This is a genomic window from Pseudoalteromonas luteoviolacea H33-S (genome assembly GCF_001625695.1).
Lineage (GTDB): Bacteria > Pseudomonadota > Gammaproteobacteria > Enterobacterales > Alteromonadaceae > Pseudoalteromonas > Pseudoalteromonas luteoviolacea_B.
This window is the reverse complement of sequence record NZ_AUXY01000046.1, coordinates 127821-147540: the sequence shown is the minus strand read 5'-3', so window position 1 is coordinate 147540 and position 19720 is coordinate 127821. Positions and strand designations below refer to the sequence as shown.

Genomic DNA, 19720 nt, shown 5'->3' with positions numbered 1-19720 from the left:
GCAAGTAAGCCGCTGGAAGGTGTGGTAGCGGGCTCGATTACATGGTGAACTCAAAAGAAGTGTTGTCAAATTTATAACAGCAGTATTGAGCTCAAGGGAGAATACAAAGTATATCCACAAGGGGAAGGCGCCAAATTGGTTAAGGGAAATGATGTCTAAATCGATTGATAATAAGCATGTTGAAGAGCCCAGTGAGTGGGTAAAAACTGAGGCACAGAAACTTAAAAAGAATATATCTAAATACTCATCATCCGGTGTATTTCATACTGAACTTCCTAAAGATCATTTACATGCTTTAAGTTATGAAGAGCGCTTAGCTATGGCAGCAAAATTCAATGGCTGCGAGTTTAAAATCGCGAAGCCTTACAAAAAAGCGTTTTTATCGCGGGAGCATACTGATAGAGATTATTACATAGGTGCGTGTGATGGACAGGTGTTGGCATTGCGAAGAGCACCCGGGGTTTGGCTTGTTTGCATATTTCTTTCTCTTTTTTGTTTTGTCGGTGGGCTTGGCTTTTTCTTTGAGGGGGTATTCCATGGCCCGAATTGGTTAATGCCAGCTGCATTAGCGCTTTTTTGCATTGGTCCCTGGCTGACTTATAAGTTATGGAAAAAGTTGGACTGGTTAGACAAGATTGAGTTTAACCGTCATACCGGGCTTGTGCGTACCTCACATACTTTGCTGCGACGGCCATTTTATGTCCCGATTGAAGACGTTGAAATGTGCGAAGGGCCAATCATTCAAGCTGCGAGAGGGGGAGGTGAAATGGCAACTGGCGGATTGGTATTGACTAAGTATCCAGCCAAGTTTTGGTGGCGGCCAACCATTGCTACTTTTGGGGGAATGGAAAGAGATCATTGGACAGCCATTTTGAAGTTTATGGACAGTCATGAGCCGATTCATTGGCATGTTAATGCAACAATAGAAGAGCATTATAAAAAAGATAAAAATGCGATGGGAACGGGTCCGTTTCCAGAGTCAATGAAAAAGTATTTTGACCCAGAGGATAAGCAAATAAATCGGCGGAAGGTTTGGTAGCTGCTTTGCTGTCAAGCCGAGCTAAAAGGATTGAGTTTGTAGCTAGCAAGGAATGTCATGGACCAAAATAAGATTAATTCTTCCTCTGAAAAGCCGACTAAACAAGAACTTAGAAAGCGACAGTTTGAGGAGCGTAAAGCGAAAGCGACAGGAAGTATGCGAGAGTTTTATGATGACCTTGAGAGAAGGCGCAAAAACCGTGATAAATATTATGCCCAAGGCGTAGTTTATGAAGAGCTTTCAAAAGACCATCTCCATCATCAGACATATGAGCAACGCCTTGCAAAAGCTGCACAGTTAAATGGCTGTGAGTTTAAAGAAGCTAAGCCATTTAAAAAGCCGTTTTCATCGCGGGAGCACCATGGCATGGATAATCACATTGGCTGGTGCGATGGACAAGTTGTTGGGATCCGTAGGGCGCCATTTTGGGGGGGGGGTTGTTTTTTATGGTTTATCTTATGTGTCTATATGCTTTTTTTTAGTGTTGTTAATATTGTCTTTTTTTGGAATTTTTCGTACGCATATTTGATCCCTGTAAGTATATTAGGTCCCATGGCGATTCACAAAATCTGGGAGTGGGGGGCATGGATGGATAAAATAGAATTTAATCGCCACACCGGATTGGTGCGTATGCCTTTTTCATTTCTGAGACGACGTTTTTATGTGCCAATTGAAGACATAGAGCTATGTGAAGGCCCTGTGGTACAAGCCGCAAGAGGCGGCGGAGAAATGGCCACCGGCAGCTTAGTTTTAACCAAATATCCAAAACGTTACTGGTTTAGACCAACCATTACGGTATTTGGTGGGATGGAGCAAGAGCATTGGGCCAGCATTGTAAGGTTTATGGATATTTCTCAGCCTATTCACCGTCATATACATAGAACAATTGAAGACCATTTTCGTGATAATAAAAACGCCATGGGCACAGGCCCGTTTCCTGAATCGATGAAAAAATACTTGGATGCAGAGGATAAACAGGTAAACAGAAGGGATGTTTGGTAGTTATAGATTGCGGGGCAAGCCCGCAATGACGCGGGTTGAGGGTTGAGTCGTGATTTAGGTTATAGGTTTGTAATGCTGCTAGTTTTTGACTCTTCACTGCGGTTGCGACACTTCACCATAACTTCCCCTTGTCACTCTGAATTTATTTCAGAGCCCATAACTAGGAGGGACCTTTTAACCCGTTTTAGCAACATAGCTTCCTTTGACAAAACTAGATTGCGGGGCAAGCCCGTAACGACGGGGAGAGGGTTGTGTTGTTATTAAGTTTATCATTTTGAAATATTCGTCGTTTTGGCTCTTCACTCGACTGCGGCACTTCACCATAACGCCCTTTTTATCAGTCGTTTTTCCTCCTTGAATAACCCTCAAAACGCTTTTTCATAAATTTTTTAATTTATTTATTACGGGTCCGGTCAGTGAGTGTGTCCACATTAGTAAGACTGACGAACTGCGTCAACGGATCAAAGTAGTGAAAGGAGACCTGAGCATGAGTTGCTGGGGACATCAAAAACAAAACAATAACGCTAGTTGGTGGCATCAAGCTTTGCTGCCTTTGGTGATGTTTTTTGTGCCGTGTGTGTGGAGCCAAGATAAGGCTGAGGTAATGTCTTCACATACGGCTGGCTCAGCGGTTAAGCACACTACGCCAGCGCATTTGGACGATGGCAGCTTGACGATAATAGGCTCCAACGAGGTGAAGCAGGCGTTAGGTATGCTTGAAAAAGTGCGCCGCCGCTGCCATGAGCGCACATTTCAAGTCAATCTCAGTCCAAACGATGCAACCATGTATCAGGTTGTCGGGACTTTATGCGCTAACGGGACTTTTGAAGACAAAACCCTACAACTGTTGTTATCTGGCGGGACTTACTCCGGTGTTTACTGGGACTTTCCTTTGAATCCGGCGGTGTATTCTTATGTTGATGCCGCGAATCAGCAAGGTTATGCAACTTTAAACTTGGCGCGCATTGGTGTGGGACAAAGCGAGAGGCCCAGTGGCAACCTCGTTGACGTTGTCTCTCATGCCCATGTGGTACATCAAGTGATACAAGCGCTGCGCGCTGAAGACAATGAACATACGCGTTTTGAAAAAATCATTGTGGTGGGCCATTCCTTAGGTTCGATGATTGCGATTGAGCTGGCAGCTCGTCATCCCGATGACCTAGATGGCCTAATCTTAAGTGGGTTTTTACACAACTTAAATCCTAACTTTTTTGAACTGGCGCAAAACGCCTATCACCCAGCGACTTTAGATGAAAAGTTCTTGGGGCAGTTTCCTCATCATGATTATTTCACAACGGTGCCAGATAAGCGTGCTGCGCTTTTTTATCACTCGCAGACAGCTGAGCCGCAAGTCATCATCATGGATGAGCTCACAAAAGACACCTCTTCAATTGGTGAGACAGCATTTACCTTGCCGTTTACCCAAACGCTGAAAATTGACGTGCCAGTGATGATTTTGGTGGGGGAATTTGATGCTGTGTTTTGTGGCGGCGCGCTGGATTGTACCAGTGCCAGTGAGGTTCATAGCCATCAATCTGACTTTTTTACAGCATCATCCTGCTTGCACACCAAAGTCATTCAAGATGCAGGACATAGTTTGAATTTGCATACCAATGCGCCTGCGACGTTTGCGCATATGAACCGCTGGGCGGACCGAAAAATTGGCAATGGTAAACATGAAGCGACACACCCCTGCGACGTAGATTAAGCGGATAAAAATACAAAGTAAAACCTCAAAGGTCGGCAAAAGCCCTTAGTTTGAGGCTGACATTGAGGTCAACAACCAGAAAAACATTGGAAGCGGTGAGCAGCTGCAACCAGCATAAAGTCAAACCGGGACAACTCAAAGGAGGTGATATTGTGACGAATCCCGAGCAAGCCGAACACGCATGCAAACTACACGGCGAAGCAAGACAAAATGAGGTGTGCAGCGGCGTGTTTGAGCATACTTTTGTACTGCCAAAAACAGAGCCTCTTACCGTGATAGAAGCCATAGTAAAACGCTACGCGAACGAAGATTATTACGTGTATGAAAACCCAGCTTCTGGTCAATGGCAGATTGCGCTGGGCATGCAGGCGGCATTGGTGGTTACGCCAACTCAGGTGACTCAGCTACACATCGACAAGCCTTCGCTAACAGAGCCTCTCACTCAGCCTATATCTGAGCTGGCGCGCAATTTTGTCAAGGCCCATGGCGGTCATGGTTGGCATACTTTTGGGCAAGCAGCATTTGAATACGCGGCGCACATTCGCGGGGTGTTAGGCACTGAGCAGGCCTCAGAGAAAAACTGGCCTTTATTAAGCTTAATGGTGCCCTACAGTGAAATCACCCTCAACCATCAGCACGTTACTATCCGCACTCGAGATATCGCCACACTAGGCAAATTACAGACTTTATTAGCCAAAGAAAAACATGCGCTAGGTGAATATGGCGTCAGTGCCATAGATACCCGAGGCGGCCAAGCTGCTCACCAACAAGCGGCCGAAGCAGTGCTTGATGTGATCCACTCAGGGCGATGCGAAAAAGTCACGCTATCTCGTCAGGTCGCGGTGCCTAAACGCATAAATATGTTGGGGACATTTGTACAGTCGCGGCCAATTCATACGCCGTCACGCTCGTTTTTAGTGAAGTTTATGGGGCGTGAAGCGATGGGCTTTAGTCCCGAGCTCATTGTTGCGGTGAACGGACAAACCGTGTTAACAGAGCCAGTTGCAGGCACTCGGGCACTGCATAGTGCAATGGCCGACAATGCACAGCTACGCAGAGACTTACACTCTGATCCCAAAGAGATTGTTGAGCACGCTATCTCAGTCCGCGAAGCCGTCACAGAGATGTCTTCATTTTCACATTCTGTGACGGTCGATAAATTCATGGCCACTCTTGAGCGCGGCAGTGTGCAGCATTTGGGTTCTGAAGTGAGCGGCACGCTCAGTGCAAGCAAAGACGCATGGCATGCCTTTGATGAGTTATTTCCTTCTATTACCGCATCTGGGATCCCCAAAGCTGAGTCTATCGAAGCTATTTTGCACATTGAAACCGAATCAAGAGGCCTATATTCAGGCGCGATTTTAATGCTGGACGAGCACAACTTTGAGGCGTGCTTGGTACTGCGCTCTGCATTTCAAGATGCCGATAAGTCTTGGATACAGGCCGGGTGCGGCATGGTTGGCCTATCGACCCCAGAACGAGAATTTATTGAAACAATCGAAAAGTTCGCAGGTATTGCACCGTACGTAGTCTGCGAGCAGTAACGCGGCCTGTGCCGTAATTTTTGCAGGCAGCTACCTGTTTTTGAAGGTGATTGGCTTGCATTCCTTAGCTATTTTTTAGAGAGAGTCTTGATGTCTGAACTGAATATTCCAGAAAAGCTCAATGCTGCAACCGTGTTCGTCGACAGACACATAGAAGAAGGGCGCAGTGACAAGCCCGCTATTTTGTGTGAAGAGCGTGTGATCACATATCGCCAGCTTCATGAAAACGTCAACCGCTTTGGTAATGTCCTTCGAGACCTTGGGGTGCGTATTGAAGAGCGTATTGCGATGTTACTTCCCGATATCCCAGAGTTCGGATTTACCTTTTTTGGTACTATGAAAATCGGTGCGGTCGCAGTGCCACTGAATACCTTGTTAGACAGCGTTGAATACGCGCATTTACTGCAAGATAGCCGCGCCCGCGTGCTGGTTGTACACGCATCACTTGTGGATGCGGTTGTGCCTATTTTATCTGAGCTAACATATCTTGAGCATGTTTTGGTATGTGGTGATGATAGCACGGAATATCCGAGCTTAGAGGGACTGCTGGCGGGGGCATCCGCTGAACTGGAGGCCGTTGAAACGGGCCGTCATGATGTTGCTTTTTGGCTTTACAGCTCAGGCACGACTGGGTTGCCAAAAGGGATCATTCACCGCCATCAAGACATGATAGTGACCTCTGAGCGCTATGCTGTGCAAGCGCTTGGCTTGACGGGATCTGATATTTCTTTCTCTGTGCCAAAACTGTTTTTTGCATACGGCCTAGGTAACAGTTTGTACTTCCCGCTTTGGACTGGCGGCACGGCGGTGCTATTACCGGGTGCACCTACCCCAGAAGCGGTTTTTAACATCATTGATCGCCATCAGCCAAGTGTATTTTATAGCGTCCCGACCAACTTTACTGTGTTGTTGCAAGCCGCTGAGCGAGATGGACGAACATCGCTTGGTGATGTACGCATGTGCTTATCTGCTGCGGAGCCGCTTCCTAAGCCGTTGTTTGAACAGTGGCAAGCGCGCTTTGGTTTAGAGCTGTTAGAGGGAATTGGCTCAACAGAAGCACTGCATATTTTTATTTCAAATCGGGCAGGCAGTGCCAAAGTAGGGAGTACTGGTCAGCTGGTAACCGGCTATGAAGCAAAAATAGTCGATGACGAGGGAGAAGAATTACCCGTTGGTGAGAGAGGCACCTTACTGATCAAAGGGGAGAGCATCACCCTGGGTTACTGGAATAACCCAGATAAAACACAGGCAACTTTATTGGGTGAGTGGTGTAACACGCGGGACACGTTTAAAGTCGATGAAGATGGCTTTTTTTATTATGTCGGCCGTGAAGATGATTTGATGAAAATAGGCGGTCAATGGGTATCGCCAAAAGACATTGAGTCGGTTTTACAAGAACACCCCGCTGTCCTTGAAACGGGCGTTGTGGGCTCTGCTGATGAGGGGATCATCACCCCAGTTGCTTATGTCTCTGTTAAAGATGGATATAGCCCTTCTGCGGATCTCGCTTTGGAATTACAGGAGTTTGTTCGAGCACATTCGGCAAGAAATCACGCGTGTTGGATTGAGTTTATCGACGAATTACCGCAAACCACGGTCGGAAAAATCCAGCGCTCGAACTTGCGAGAACTCAACGAGCTGCGCGGCGAGTACAAAAACCAAGTTGGCTCATTTGTTGATGAGTTAGCTCAGTTTTCGTCGCCACAAGCTCAGCGCGATCATTTACTGAGCTATATTCGCACGCAAGTGGCTGTCGCACTGCGCTTAGATGAATCCCAGTTGCAAGATGCACACATCAGCTTTTTTGAGTTAGGGATGGACTCTTTAGCTGCGGTTGCACTGAGAAATCGTTTGCAAACCGGCCTAGGTCGGGCGGTATCATCGGCGGCGTTGTTTAAACATGCGACATTAACGGCGCTGACAAGTCACGTTTTCGATCAGGTGCTTGCGAGAGAAGGCACAGCCAAAACTGCGGAACCCGCTTTGAGCGATGCGTTACCTCAGCTGATCCCATCTGCGCAAGACCGCTCAAAACCGTTTCCGCTAACAGACATTCAGCTCGCTTATATTTTTGGTCGAGGTGACACATTCCTTGGTAACGTGGCAACACACTGGTACACCGAGATTGACTGTGATTATGACGATGAAGCCTTGGCGCGCTTTAATGCCGGCTGGCAGCGCTTAATTCAGCGCCAAGATATGTTGCGCGCAGTGATGTTACCGGACGGTAGGCAGCAGATCTTAGAGGATGTGCCTCCTTATGAGATTGAAGTGAGTAATCTTATCAACCAGCCAGCGGCCTTGGTAGAGCGAGAACTCATGGCCACACGGGATAAAATGTCGCACCAGATCTTAGACCCCTACACTTGGCCTATTTTTGAAATCAAAGCGACGCGACTTGAGAACAACCGCACCCGTTTGCACGTTGGGCTAGATCTTTTGATCATGGATGCATGGAGCATGTTCCTGATCTTTAGAGAATTACATGACATTATCTATCAGCCACACAAGCTGGAACCTCTGGAAATCAACTTCCGCGATTACGTGCTGGCCGAAGAGGCATTTAAAGAAACCGCACATTACCAAAAGGCCAAGGACTACTGGTTTGCGCGTTTAGATAATTTGCCGCCTACGCCTGATCTGCCTTTTGCAATTAAACCTGAAGCGCTGAAGAGCCATGAGTTTACACACCGAGGGATCACAGTGCCTGCGGATACATGGCAAACTTTACAGGCGCGTGCAGCCAAAGTGAATTTGACGCCATCGGCCTTGCTGCTATCGGTATTTGCCGAAGTGCTGGCAATTTGGAGCAAAAACGCGCACTTTGTCATCAATATCACGCTGTTTACGCGCCAGCCTTTACATCGCCAAATAAACGATGTGGTCGGTGATTTCACTTCGCTGTTGTTGTTAGAGGTGGATCATACGATTGAAGAACCATTTATTGCCCGTGCACAGCGTATTCAACAACAGTTGATGGATGACTTGGACCACAATGCAATCCACGGTGTGCAAGTACTGCGCGAGTTGGCGAGGCGACAAGGCGGCAATCAGCGCGCAGCCATGCCTGTGGTATTTAGTAGCACTTTGGGGCTTGGCTCGCTTGGTTCCGATATGTCATCAGTGAGCCAATTTGGTGACATTGCCTACACTGTCAGCCAGACCCCACAAGTATGGCTCGATTATCAAATCTTTGAAAACAAAGGCGAGTTAATCCTCAATTGGGACTGTATCGAAGAGCTATTCCCAGAGGGGCTAATTGATGACATGTTAAGCGCGTATAGCACCATGTTGTCGTCGCTTGCAAATGATGAGGCCACTTGGCAGCAAAGCAAGTTTCAACCACTGCTCATGGAAAAGCAGCTCACTGAACGCACAGCCATCAATGATACTTCTGGTGATGTATCCAACGCATTATTACATGAATTATTTATCGCTCGAGCTAAGACAAACCCTGATGCGCCAGCGGTGATCTCTCACAACCACAGTGTGAGCTATGGCAAATTATTAGATCTTGCAACGCGTACCGCGCATTGGTTGCAGCGCCATGATGTTGCGCCAAATACGCTGGTGGCTGTGGTAATGGAAAAAGGCTGGGAGCAAATCGCGGCGGTACTGGGGGTGTTGATGTCAGGTGGTGCTTATCTGCCGATTGATGCGCATCAGCCAGAAGCGCGCATCAACACGATTTTGGCCGATGGTCAGGTTACGCTTGCACTCACTCAACCCCAATTTGAGCATCAAGCGCTCTCGGCGGGGATCACGCGCTTGACCCTCACAGAAGACAACCTTGCTCAAGAACAAGCACAGCTTACTCCGGTTGCGATAGGCCCTGAAGATCTGGCTTATGTGATTTATACCTCGGGCTCAACGGGCAAGCCAAAAGGCACCATGCTGCCGCATCGCGGACCAGTGAACACCATTTTAGATGTAAATCGCAAATTTGCAGTGACAGAGAACGACAGAGCAATTTGCCTCTCTGCGCTTAATTTCGATTTATCTGTTTATGACGTCTTTGGGGTGCTTGCAGCAGGCGGTGCGCTGGTAATGCCTGATCAACAAAGACTGCGAGATCCCGCACATTGGCGAGCGTTAATGATTGAGCACAAGGTCACTGTGTGGAATACAGTCCCTGCATTACAACAGATGCTGGTGGATTATCTAGAGCCGCGTAACGAGTTGCTGCCACCAAATATGCGTTTGGTGATGATGAGCGGGGATTGGATCCCTGTCGACCTGCCTAACCGCATTCGTGCCTTGTGGCCAGATATGATGGTTGTTGGGCTAGGTGGCCCGACTGAAACGTCAATTTGGAATAACCACTATGTCATCAAAGACGTCGATCCAAATTGGCAGAGTATTCCCTATGGTAAGCCGCTGGCCAATCAAACGCTGCATGTTCTTAACCAAGACCTTGCGCCTTGCCCTGTTTGGGTCACAGGCGACCTATATGTGGGAGGACGCGGTCTAGGAAAAGGTTTTTGGCAGGATGAGGAAAAAACCAATGCGCTCTTTATTGTCCATCCACAGAGCGGTGAAAAGCTGTACAAAAGTGGCGACCTTGCTCGGTACTTGCCAGATGGCAATTTGGAAATCATGGGACGTGCTGATTTTCAAGTGAAGATCCGCGGCCATCGAATTGAACTCAAAGAGATAGAAGCCATTTTGGCCGACCATGGTGATATTCGCTCTGCGGTGGTCACTGCATTTGGAGAATCGCACAACTTGCAGTCTCTTGCGGCGTACGTGGTTTTACAGGGAGATAAGGTACTTTCAGAGGAGGCGCAAAGTGACTTAATCAAAGCGTTAAAGGCCCATGTCGCTGGTTTATTACCAGAGTATATGGTGCCAACCACCATCACTGTGCTGGATGCATTGCCATTATCAGCCAATGGCAAAGTGGACCGTAAAGCACTGCCAGCACCAGATTTATCCCAAAGCCTTGAAAGTGATACACAGACTCTACCTGAGACAGAGCTTGAGCAAACTTTGGCAGAGATATGGTGTGCGTTACTTAATCGAACCCACATTGGGATCTACGACAGCTTTTTTGATGTCGGTGGCGACTCCGCTTCAATTGTGCAGCTTCACGCCAAGCTGTGGGAGGCACTAGGTCAAGAAGTGCCGATCACCAAACTCTTTGAACATCCAACCATACATGCACTGGCAGCGCACCTAGAAGGTGAAGACGTGGTTGAACATGCTGCTCGCAGTAACCGAGTTGATAAAAGGCGCACCAGTCGGAAATCAGCAAAAGATCAAAGGCAAGCACGTAGGCGCAGCCGAGCGGAGAACTCCTAATCATGAACAGACATGACAAAAAGGTCTTTTTAAGTCAGCGCCAAATAGGGCAGGGCTCAAAGCAAAGCAGATTAATGGAAGTAACACTATGACGACTTTTGAATCGATAAGTGACTCGGATATCGCAGTGATTGGCTTGTCCTGTCGTTTTCCCGGTGCAAAAACGGCGGACGAGTTTTGGTATAACCTCAAGCACGGCGTAGAGTCTATTACTACCTTCTCAGACGACGCGTTGCAAAAAGCGGGGATCAGTGCCTCGACGATGGCTCGGCCTGATTATGTAAAAGCCGGCTCTGTGCTTGAGGACATCGATAAATTTGATGCGGGCTTTTTTGGTTTATCTCCGAAAGAGGCAGAGTCCACCGATCCGCAGCAGCGTATTTTTTTAGAGTGTGCATGGGAAGCATTAGAAGATGCGGGCTATGTTGTCGACAAAGACACTTACTCTATCGGTGTGTACGCTGGCGCTGGCATGACGAGCTATTTCTTTGACCGCGTATCGGATCAACTGCCATTTTTAGAGGCGCAAGCGTTTTCAACTTTATTGGGTAATGACAAGGATTATTTGGCGACACATGCCGCGTATAAACTGGATTTAAAGGGGCCTGCGGTCAGCATTCAAACGGCCTGCTCCACCTCGCTTGTCGCGACACATATGGCGTGTCAAAGCTTGATAAATGGCGAGTGTGATATTGCGCTGGCGGGAGGAATTTCAGCCCGTGTGCCCCATGAAAGTGGGTATTTTTATCATGAGGCCATGATGTTATCTCCCGATGGCCATTGCCGTGCTTTTGATGCGCAATCGCAGGGCACAGTACCGGGCAATGGGGCTGGCGTCGTGGCGTTAAAGCGCCTGGATGATGCGCTGGCTGATGGCGATACCATATACGCGGTGATCAAAGGCTCTGCCATCAACAACGACGGTGCGGGTAAAGTTGGCTTTACCGCCCCAAGTGTTGAGGGACAGGCAGCGGTGATATCTGAGGCACAAGCCATTGCGGATGTTGACCCAGAGACTATTTCTTATGTTGAAGCACATGGTACAGGCACCAAGCTTGGCGACCCCATCGAAATTGCCGCTCTGACACGGGCATTTCGGTTTGGCACCCAGAAAAAAGGCTATTGTCCGATTGGGACGGTGAAATCTAATTTAGGTCATTTGGATGCCGCAGCTGGCATTGCTGGTTTGATAAAAACCGTGCTGTCGTTAAAGCATCAGCAGATCCCACCCAGTTTGCACTACAGTGCACCAAACCCAAGCATCGATTTTGCCAGTAGCCCTTTTTACGTCAATACCGAATTGACGCCATGGCCACGCAAAGAGGCGCCACGCAGAGCGGGCGTCAGTTCATTTGGCATGGGCGGGACTAATGCGCATATGGTGCTAGAAGAAGCGCCCACGGTTAACGCACCGCGTGTTAAACAGAGTACTGAGCGACAACATCATGTTTTGACCTTATCTGGAAAATCCGCACAGGCGTTGGCACAACAGGCAGGTAAGTTAGCGCAATATTTAGACAGCCACCCTGATTTGGCATTTGCGGATGTGTGCTACACCGCAGCCAATAAACGAGCACATTTCTCCCATCGGTTAAGCTTAGTTGCCAGTTCATTGGAAGACGCGAAACAGCAACTTAGAGGCAAAGAATACAGCAGTGCACAGGCCCCAGAGAAAGCGCCTAAGCTGGCATTTTTATTTACCGGACAGGGTGCACAATATCTTGCAATGGGACAGCAGTTGTTTGAGTCTCAAGTGCTGTTTCGTGACACGCTAGAGCGCTGTGATGCCATATTGCGACCGTTAGATGTGCCATTACTTGCGTTACTGTATGGCCAAAAGGCTGAAGCACTCAATCAAACTCAGTATACCCAACCTGTGTTGTTTGCAATTGAATATGCACTGGCAAAGTTATGGCAGTCTTGGGGCGTGCACCCAGATGCGGTCATGGGGCATAGTGTGGGTGAGTATGTCGCTGCGTGCCTCGCTGGGGTGTTCAGTTTAGAAGATGGCTTAAAGCTTATCAGTGCCCGTGGACGTTTGATGCACAGCTTGTGTCAGTCGGGCGAAATGCGCGTATTGCCTGTGGATGAAGCCAAGGCACAGAGCTTGATCGCGCCTTTTGCTGAGCGCTTATCGATTGCCGCTGTAAATGGCCCTGAAAATATCGTTATCTCTGGTGATACTGAGTCGATGGCGCGCTTGGTAACGACGCTTGAAACACAAGGCATTCAGAGTAAAGCGTTATCGGTTTCTCATGCCTTTCACTCTGCGATGATGGCACCGATGTTAGCTGAATTTGCAAGCGTTGCGGCGAGTATTCAATTTGCCAAGCCAAGTATTCCAGTGTGCTCCAATGTCACTGGCGAGATGATAAATGCAGACATCGCAAGTGCGGATTATTGGGTGCAGCATGTGTGCGCGCCTGTACGCTTCGCCGCTGGGATAGACACACTGCAAAGCCAAGGTATTGAAGCATTTATAGAGATCGGGCCCAAACCTGTTTTATTGGCGATGGCGAAGCAATGTTTAGCGAATGAGCATACACATATATTCTTACCAAGCTTGCGAGCAGGCCAAGATGATGAATTGCAACTATTAGAGAGCCTAGGTCAATGGCATTGCCATGGCGGGCTTGTGGACTGGCAAGCATTTGATGCAGGGTATGGGCGCCGACCAGTGTCTTTACCAACTTATGCATTTCAGCGTCAGCGCTATTGGATGGCGCCACTGAGCAAGGATAAGCAAAGCACAAGTGATGAGCTGGTTCACCCTTTATTAGGTGCACAATTACAACTTGCAGATACAGATAAGACCCGTTTTGCCAGTGAAATAAGCGAAGATTCTGCACCTTGGTTGGTAAGCCATCGCGTGTTTGGTGCCGCTGTGCTGCCCGCCGCAGGCTATATTGAGATGGCACTTAGCGCAGGCGTGCAAATGCAGGCAGACAAGACCTCTAGCATTGCAGTGGAAAATATCTCTTTTGAGCAGGCATTGATTTTACCTGTGCAGGGTACTTCTTCCATTCAAACGGTGATGTCAGCTCCTGATAATGACAGAGCTGCTCAAAGTCACGCTTTCCAAGTATTTAGCCAAGATGAACACGGGCAGTGGGGCTCACATGTAACTGGTCAAGTTGTCGCTGAGCAAACCGTTTGTCAGCCTCAGAACATTGACCTTGAAGCCCTGTTATCTAGTTGCCCAAGTGAACTTCCCGTTGCTGAGCAGTACGCACTTTGGCAATCGCGAGGCTTACATTATGGGACTAATTTCCAAGGATTGGTGCAATTACATCAAGGTGAGGGCGTCGCCATTGGCAAGGTTACACTGGCCGATAACCTGCTTGTTGATGGTGCGCTGCTAAACGCCAGCCAAAGGCTGCATCCCGCTATGCTGGATGCGTGTTTGCAGGTGATGTTTGTGCAGATGTTTGACCCAACGGAATCAGCTGACAAGACCTGGTTGCCAGTATCAATAGACAAGGTGAGCATGTTTGGTGCAGGCAGCAACACCTTGTGGAGTGTGGTTAAGGTGATTGAAAACGCTCAATCTGGGCAACCAAGTCTCACTTTAGATATTTCAATATTTGATGAAGCGGGTAACGCCGTTGCAAGTATCGAAGGCTTAACCGCCGTGCAAATGGATGGCAAAACACTTCGCAGTCATTTTGCACAAGGGGCAGATGATTTCTACTCATTAAATTGGGTACCCGCGCCATTGCCAGCAGCAAGTGTTGAAGCGCAGACGCTTGGTAATTGGTTAATCTTTGCAGATCAAGCCGGAGAAGGTGAAGCGCTGGCGGTACAGTTGCAGCAACAAGGCAATAACTGCACCTTGGTATACAGTAAAACGGCCCCCGAGTTAGAGACTGTAAAGGGGGGTTACAGTAGTGCATTTACTGGCGAAAAAGTCTACATAGATGCTGAAGAAGCTGCGGACTTTGAGGCGCTTTTCGCGCATATTAATCAGCAGCATGGTGCATTACCTGTTGGCGTAGTGCACCTTTGGAGCTTGGATGCCCCAACAACTTCTGCGCTGTCATTGTCTTCACTGAACCAAGCTCAAACACATATTGGCGCCAGTGCACTGCATCTTGTTCGCGCGGCAGCGAAGCAGCAATCTGCAAAACTATGGTTTGTTACCCGTGACGCTGTAAATGTGGGTGATAACAATCATACGGTATCGGTATGCCAAGCGCCGCTATGGGGCACTGCCAAGGTCATTGCACAAGAGCACCCAGATCTTTGGGGGGGAATGATAGATAGCCCCTCTACATCCGCTTTGTTAGATGAACTCAGACAGACAGCACAGAGCGAGCAAAAAGAAGATCACATTGCATATCGTGATGGCGAGCGATATGTCGCGCGTATGGAAGCAAGCATCAGTGCGCCTGTGCAAGGACATATTTCTCTGTACGCAGACAAGAGCTATCTCATCACAGGTGGCATGGGTAAATTGGGACTGCATTTAGCGCGTTGGATGGTTGAAAAAGGCGCTCGTCATATTGCTTTAGTTGGACGCAACGCGCCCTCCCAATACGCGCAAGAGGCCATTAATCAGCTGCAAGGAATGGGCGCTAACGTATTCGTGATGCAGGCGGATGTGGCAAAGGACAATGAGGTTGCACAGCTTTTCCATCAGCTAAGCTCGGACATGCCGCCACTTAAGGGCATCATTCATGCCGCGGGTGTGGTAGATCGTGCTGCTTTAGTTGAGCAAAGCTGGCAGCAGTTTAACCAAGGCATGGCTGCAAAGGTACAAGGTAGCTGGAATTTACACTGTCATACCGCGTCCTTGGCGCTGGACTTTTTTGTGCTCTTTTCTTCTACGGCAGCGCAATTGGGTGGCCTCAACATGGCAAGTTATGCTGCGGGCAATGCCTTTATTGATGCACTTAGCCAATATCGCACCTCGCAAGGCTTGCAAGCGCAAAGCATCAACTGGAGCTTTTGGGCTGATGGCGGCATGGCTGGGGATACTGATGCGCAAGCAAGCTTAGGTGACTTTATGCTCTCAACTGAGCAAGGCCTCAGCATTCTTGACGCCTTACTTAGCAGCCCACAGCTCAGTCATGCATTTGTATTTCCTGGTGGCTTGCCGGCCTTTTTACAGCAGTTTTATCCTGGTGAAATACCGGCATTTTTACGTTCGTTGAGCCAAGAAAATGACGTGCCATCTCCACAGCTAGCTGTACAGCACCTTCTGGATCAAGCCGATTGGCAAGCACATGATGAGATCTTAGAAGACTTTATTCGCAAAGAACTCGCTGCGGTGCTTAAGCTCTGTCCCACGCAGCTAGACTCAACACAAGCCCTGAACTCAATGGGCTTGGATTCACTGATGACTGTTGGGCTTAGAAATCGCATCCGTGCAGAGTTGGGTGTTGATATCTCCATTGCCAAATTTATGGGCGAAGGCACCACAGTGGTGGATCTGGTCGCTGAGTTAAACCCGCCTCACAACCTCAATGTGAAACCGCAAACAGAGCTACAAGAAGGCGAAGAGGAGTTTAAGGTATGAGCATTATGCAGACCGTACGTACCCTGTTAGCCGATTTGCAGGCGATTGATTGTCGTATTTGGGTTGAAGATGACGAGCTTATGGTGCGCACGTCTAAAGCGGGCATACCCTCTGAGTTAAAAGCACAATTGAAAGCCAACAAACAGGATATTTTGTCGTATTTGACAGCGCCATCAAGTCGCACAGTATCCGAGGCGAGAATGGCACAAACGCTTGAGGCACAGCGCAGCACAACCCATGCTGTGCAATTGCCAGCGCTTGTCAAAGGCGAGCAGACTCAGACCTTTGAGCTCTCTTACGGACAAAAGGCGTTTTGGTTTTTATATCGCAACGCACCGCAAAGCCCAGCATATAACGTGACTATGCATTGGCGCATGTTATCCAAGCTGGATTTAGCCATCTTAAAGGCGGCTTTGCAAGCTTTAGTAGATCGTCATCCTTCTTTGCGTACAACGTTTTCTGAGCAAAATGGTGAACCGATGCAAACGGTGCATCCTCAGCAAGATGTCTGCTTTGAAGTGCTAAACGTGGTTGGTGAAAGTGATGAACAAGTTTATCAGCGTGCCCGTGACGCTTATTTGCGTTTGTTTGATTTAGAAAATGGCCCGTTGCTGCGTGCGACATTATTAACGCAAGCAGAAGATAAGCATATTTTGCTGATCACCACACACCACATCATCACAGATGGTTGGTCATTTTGGAATCTGATGTCGGAGTTTTTAACGCTATATCCTGCGTTGAAAGCTGAAAAACAAGCCAACTTACCGCCTTTGGATTGGCACTACCAAGATTATGTACGCTGGCAAAATAACATGTTTTCCAGTGAACAAGGAGATCAGTTATGGCGCTATTGGCAAAACCAGTTATCTGAGCAGCCGCCAATTCTCGACTTGCCTGCGGATAGACCAAGGCCCTTGCTTCAGACCAGTAATGGCGCATCCATTATTTTTACGTTGCCAAAAGCGTTGACCCAACAGCTTAAATTACAAGCGCGAGAGTCAGGCCACACCTTGTATGTCATCTTGGTTGCTGCTTTTCAGGTCTTACTGCATCGCTACACTGGGCAAAATGACATTTGGGTAGGGTCCGCAGCGGCAGGGCGCAGCCTTGCCGAGTTTAAAGATATTTGCGGATGCTTTTTTAACTTTATTGTACTGCGAGGCAAATTAGATTCAGATCAAAGCTTTGCATCTTTTTTGAGTCAGATGCAAAAAGCGACGCTAGAGGCGCTAGTTCATCAAGACTATCCATCACTGCTGTTAATTGAGCGTTTGAAACCGCAAAGAGACAGTAATCGCTTTCCGTTGTTTCAAGTTGAGTTTAACTTGCAGCAACCTCATGAAGAAGATGACCTCGCGCCGTTTTTCTTAGGGGCGGATGAAAATCATATTGTGCAAAGAGATGGACTGACACTTAAGCCTTTTCGAATGACGCAGCAAGAAGGTCAATTTGACTTGAGTATCGATCTGATTGATGTGGCGGGCGAGTCACTATCTGGAATATGTCGCTATAGCGCTGACTTATTTGATGCAGATCGCATAAAGCGCTTGCTCGGTCATTTTGAAACCTTGTTAGCTGCCGTTGCTGAGAATACGCAAACGCCTATTGCTCAGCTGCCCCTTTTGACTGAGTCAGAGCAACATCAGCTTTTGCATCAGGGGCAAAAAGCCACGGTGAATCTGGAGCAAAGCAGCTGTGTTCATACCTTATTTGAACGCCAAGCCGAGTTATCTCCAAACGCGGTTGCACTGACGTTTGAAAATCAACAAGTGTGTTATGGCGATTTAAACGCACGTGCCAATCAACTGGCCCATTATTTATGTGAGCAAGGGGTTGGGCCCGAAGTGCGCGTTGGCTTGTTTGTCGAGCGCTCACTTGATGTGGTGATTGGACTGTTGGCCATCTTAAAAGCAGGTGGGGCGTATGTGCCTCTTGACCCTGATTATCCGGCAGAGCGACTTGCCTTTATGGTGCAAGATGCAGAGCTTAAGGTGCTGTTATGTCATGGCGCTACGGTCTCTCGATTACCTAAAAGCGACGCGCTTGTTGTGGATATGTCGGCGCAATCTGATGCGATTGCAGCGCAAAGTGCGGCGAACCCAACACCGCTTGTTGGGTTAGATAACCTTGCTTACATCATTTATACCTCAGGCAGCACAGGTAAGCCCAAAGGCGTGTGTGTAGAGCACAAAAATGTACTGCGTTTATTTAAAGCCACCGAGCAGGAATATGGCTTTGGCAACCAAGATGTGTGGACACTGTTTCACTCTCATGCCTTTGATTTTTCTGTCTGGGAAATTTGGGGGGCACTCATATACGGCGGCCGCTTAGTCATTGTGCCATACATGACGACGCGCTCACCTGAGTTGTTTTATCAGTTACTGCAAGCACAAAAGGTCACGGTACTGAATCAAACGCCGTCTGCGTTTTACCAATTGATTGAGTACGAGCAAGCCACCAATGTGACTCAGAGCGAGCCGTTATCGCTGCGCTGGGTGATATTTGGCGGAGAGGCACTGACACCTGCAAAGTTGGCACCTTGGTTTGAACGCCACGGTGAGCAAACACCGACCTTGGTGAATATGTACGGGATCACTGAAACCACTGTGCATGTCACGCTCAATAAGTTAAACGCAAAAGACATTGCGTCTGCCACAAGCAACATAGGCCAGCCAATCGCTGATTTAAGCGCTTACATTCTCGATCAACATCAACACCCAGTGCCAATCGGGATCCCCGGTGAGTTGTATGTTGGCGGAGCTGGTGTAACCCGTGGCTACCTAAATCGTCAAACGCTGACAGATGAGCGGTTCATTGTAAATCCATTTCAGGATACAGCAGCGCGACTATATCGCACGGGCGATCTATGTCGTTGGTTACCCAATGGCGATATTGAATATCTTGGGCGCGTGGATACGCAAGTGAAGATCCGCGGATTTCGCATCGAATGCGGCGAGATTGAGACTGCTCTTTTATGTCATGAGGGCATTGTGGACGCCGTCGTTGATGCATGGGGTGAAGGGGAAAGCAGGCAGCTAGTTGCTTGGCTGACTGGCGCGTCATCCGCAGAGGAAAATACGACGCTAGCATGGGATGCGTTGCGTGCTCATCTGCGAACCTCGTTACCTGATTGGATGATCCCAACTCAATTTGTCTTTGTTGAGAAGTTACCTCTCACACCCAGCGGTAAGGTTGACCGAAAAGCTCTACCTGCACCGGATGCGGCGCAAAGAGATGCGCAGGCACAACGCGTTCCGCCAAAAACAGCGCTAGAAAAAGCACTGGCTGATATCTGGTGTGCATTATTGACCCGTGAACACATTGGTATTCATGAAAACTTTTTTGAAGCCGGTGGTAACTCCATGTCCATTGTCCGACTTCAGTCAAAGCTCAAGGAGCAGGTTGATAAGGATGTGGCCGTGGCCAAGTTATTTGCCAATCCCACCATCTATACGCAGGCCCGCTATTTAGCCGGAGACCAGCAAAAAAGAGCCAATCGCAGTCGAGCAGGCGAACGACGCACTCGACAAGGCTCTATGAGAAAACAACAACAAACGCGGCAGCAGCGCCGTTCGAATCGTCAGACTGACATTCAGCGTTAAATAAGG

Annotated in this window: 7 protein-coding genes; all 7 read left to right on the top strand. The window is 48.3% G+C overall.

What is annotated here, in order from left to right; translation table 11 throughout:
- The first annotated feature begins 148 nt into the window (after positions 1-148).
- The 7 genes from N477_RS03675 (at position 149) to N477_RS03645 (ending at position 19714) form a co-directional block, all read left to right on the top strand.
- Positions 149-1039 carry a hypothetical protein gene (locus N477_RS03675; protein WP_063364362.1) on the top strand — a complete coding sequence of 297 codons (891 nt, stop codon included), beginning with the start codon at positions 149-151 and terminating at the stop codon, positions 1037-1039.
- A gap of 57 nt (positions 1040-1096) precedes the next feature.
- Complete coding sequence (locus N477_RS03670) at positions 1097-2041, top strand: hypothetical protein (protein ID WP_063364361.1); 945 nt, start codon at positions 1097-1099, stop codon at positions 2039-2041.
- 487 nt (positions 2042-2528) lie between these two features.
- On the top strand, positions 2529-3749 hold the full coding sequence (locus N477_RS03665) for an alpha/beta hydrolase (protein ID WP_063364360.1): 1221 nt from the start codon (positions 2529-2531) through the stop codon (positions 3747-3749).
- Between the two features lie 152 nt (positions 3750-3901).
- Positions 3902-5293 (top strand): salicylate synthase, encoded by a 1392-nt coding sequence (locus tag N477_RS03660; RefSeq protein ID WP_196760573.1) that lies wholly within the window; start codon positions 3902-3904, stop codon positions 5291-5293.
- Positions 5294-5383: 90 nt separating this feature from the next.
- Entirely contained in the window at positions 5384-10594 is a 5211-nt protein-coding gene (locus tag N477_RS03655) for a non-ribosomal peptide synthetase (RefSeq protein WP_063364359.1), read from the top strand.
- 88 nt (positions 10595-10682) lie between these two features.
- Positions 10683-16112, top strand: a complete 5430-nt coding sequence (locus N477_RS03650; protein WP_063364358.1) for a type I polyketide synthase — start codon at positions 10683-10685, stop codon at positions 16110-16112.
- The gene (locus N477_RS03645; RefSeq protein ID WP_063364357.1) at positions 16109-19714 is read left to right on the top strand and encodes a non-ribosomal peptide synthetase; all 3606 of its coding nucleotides are present in this window, start codon (positions 16109-16111) and stop codon (positions 19712-19714) included. The genes N477_RS03650 and N477_RS03645 overlap by 4 nt, the downstream gene beginning before the upstream one ends.
- Positions 19715-19720 lie beyond the last annotated feature (6 nt).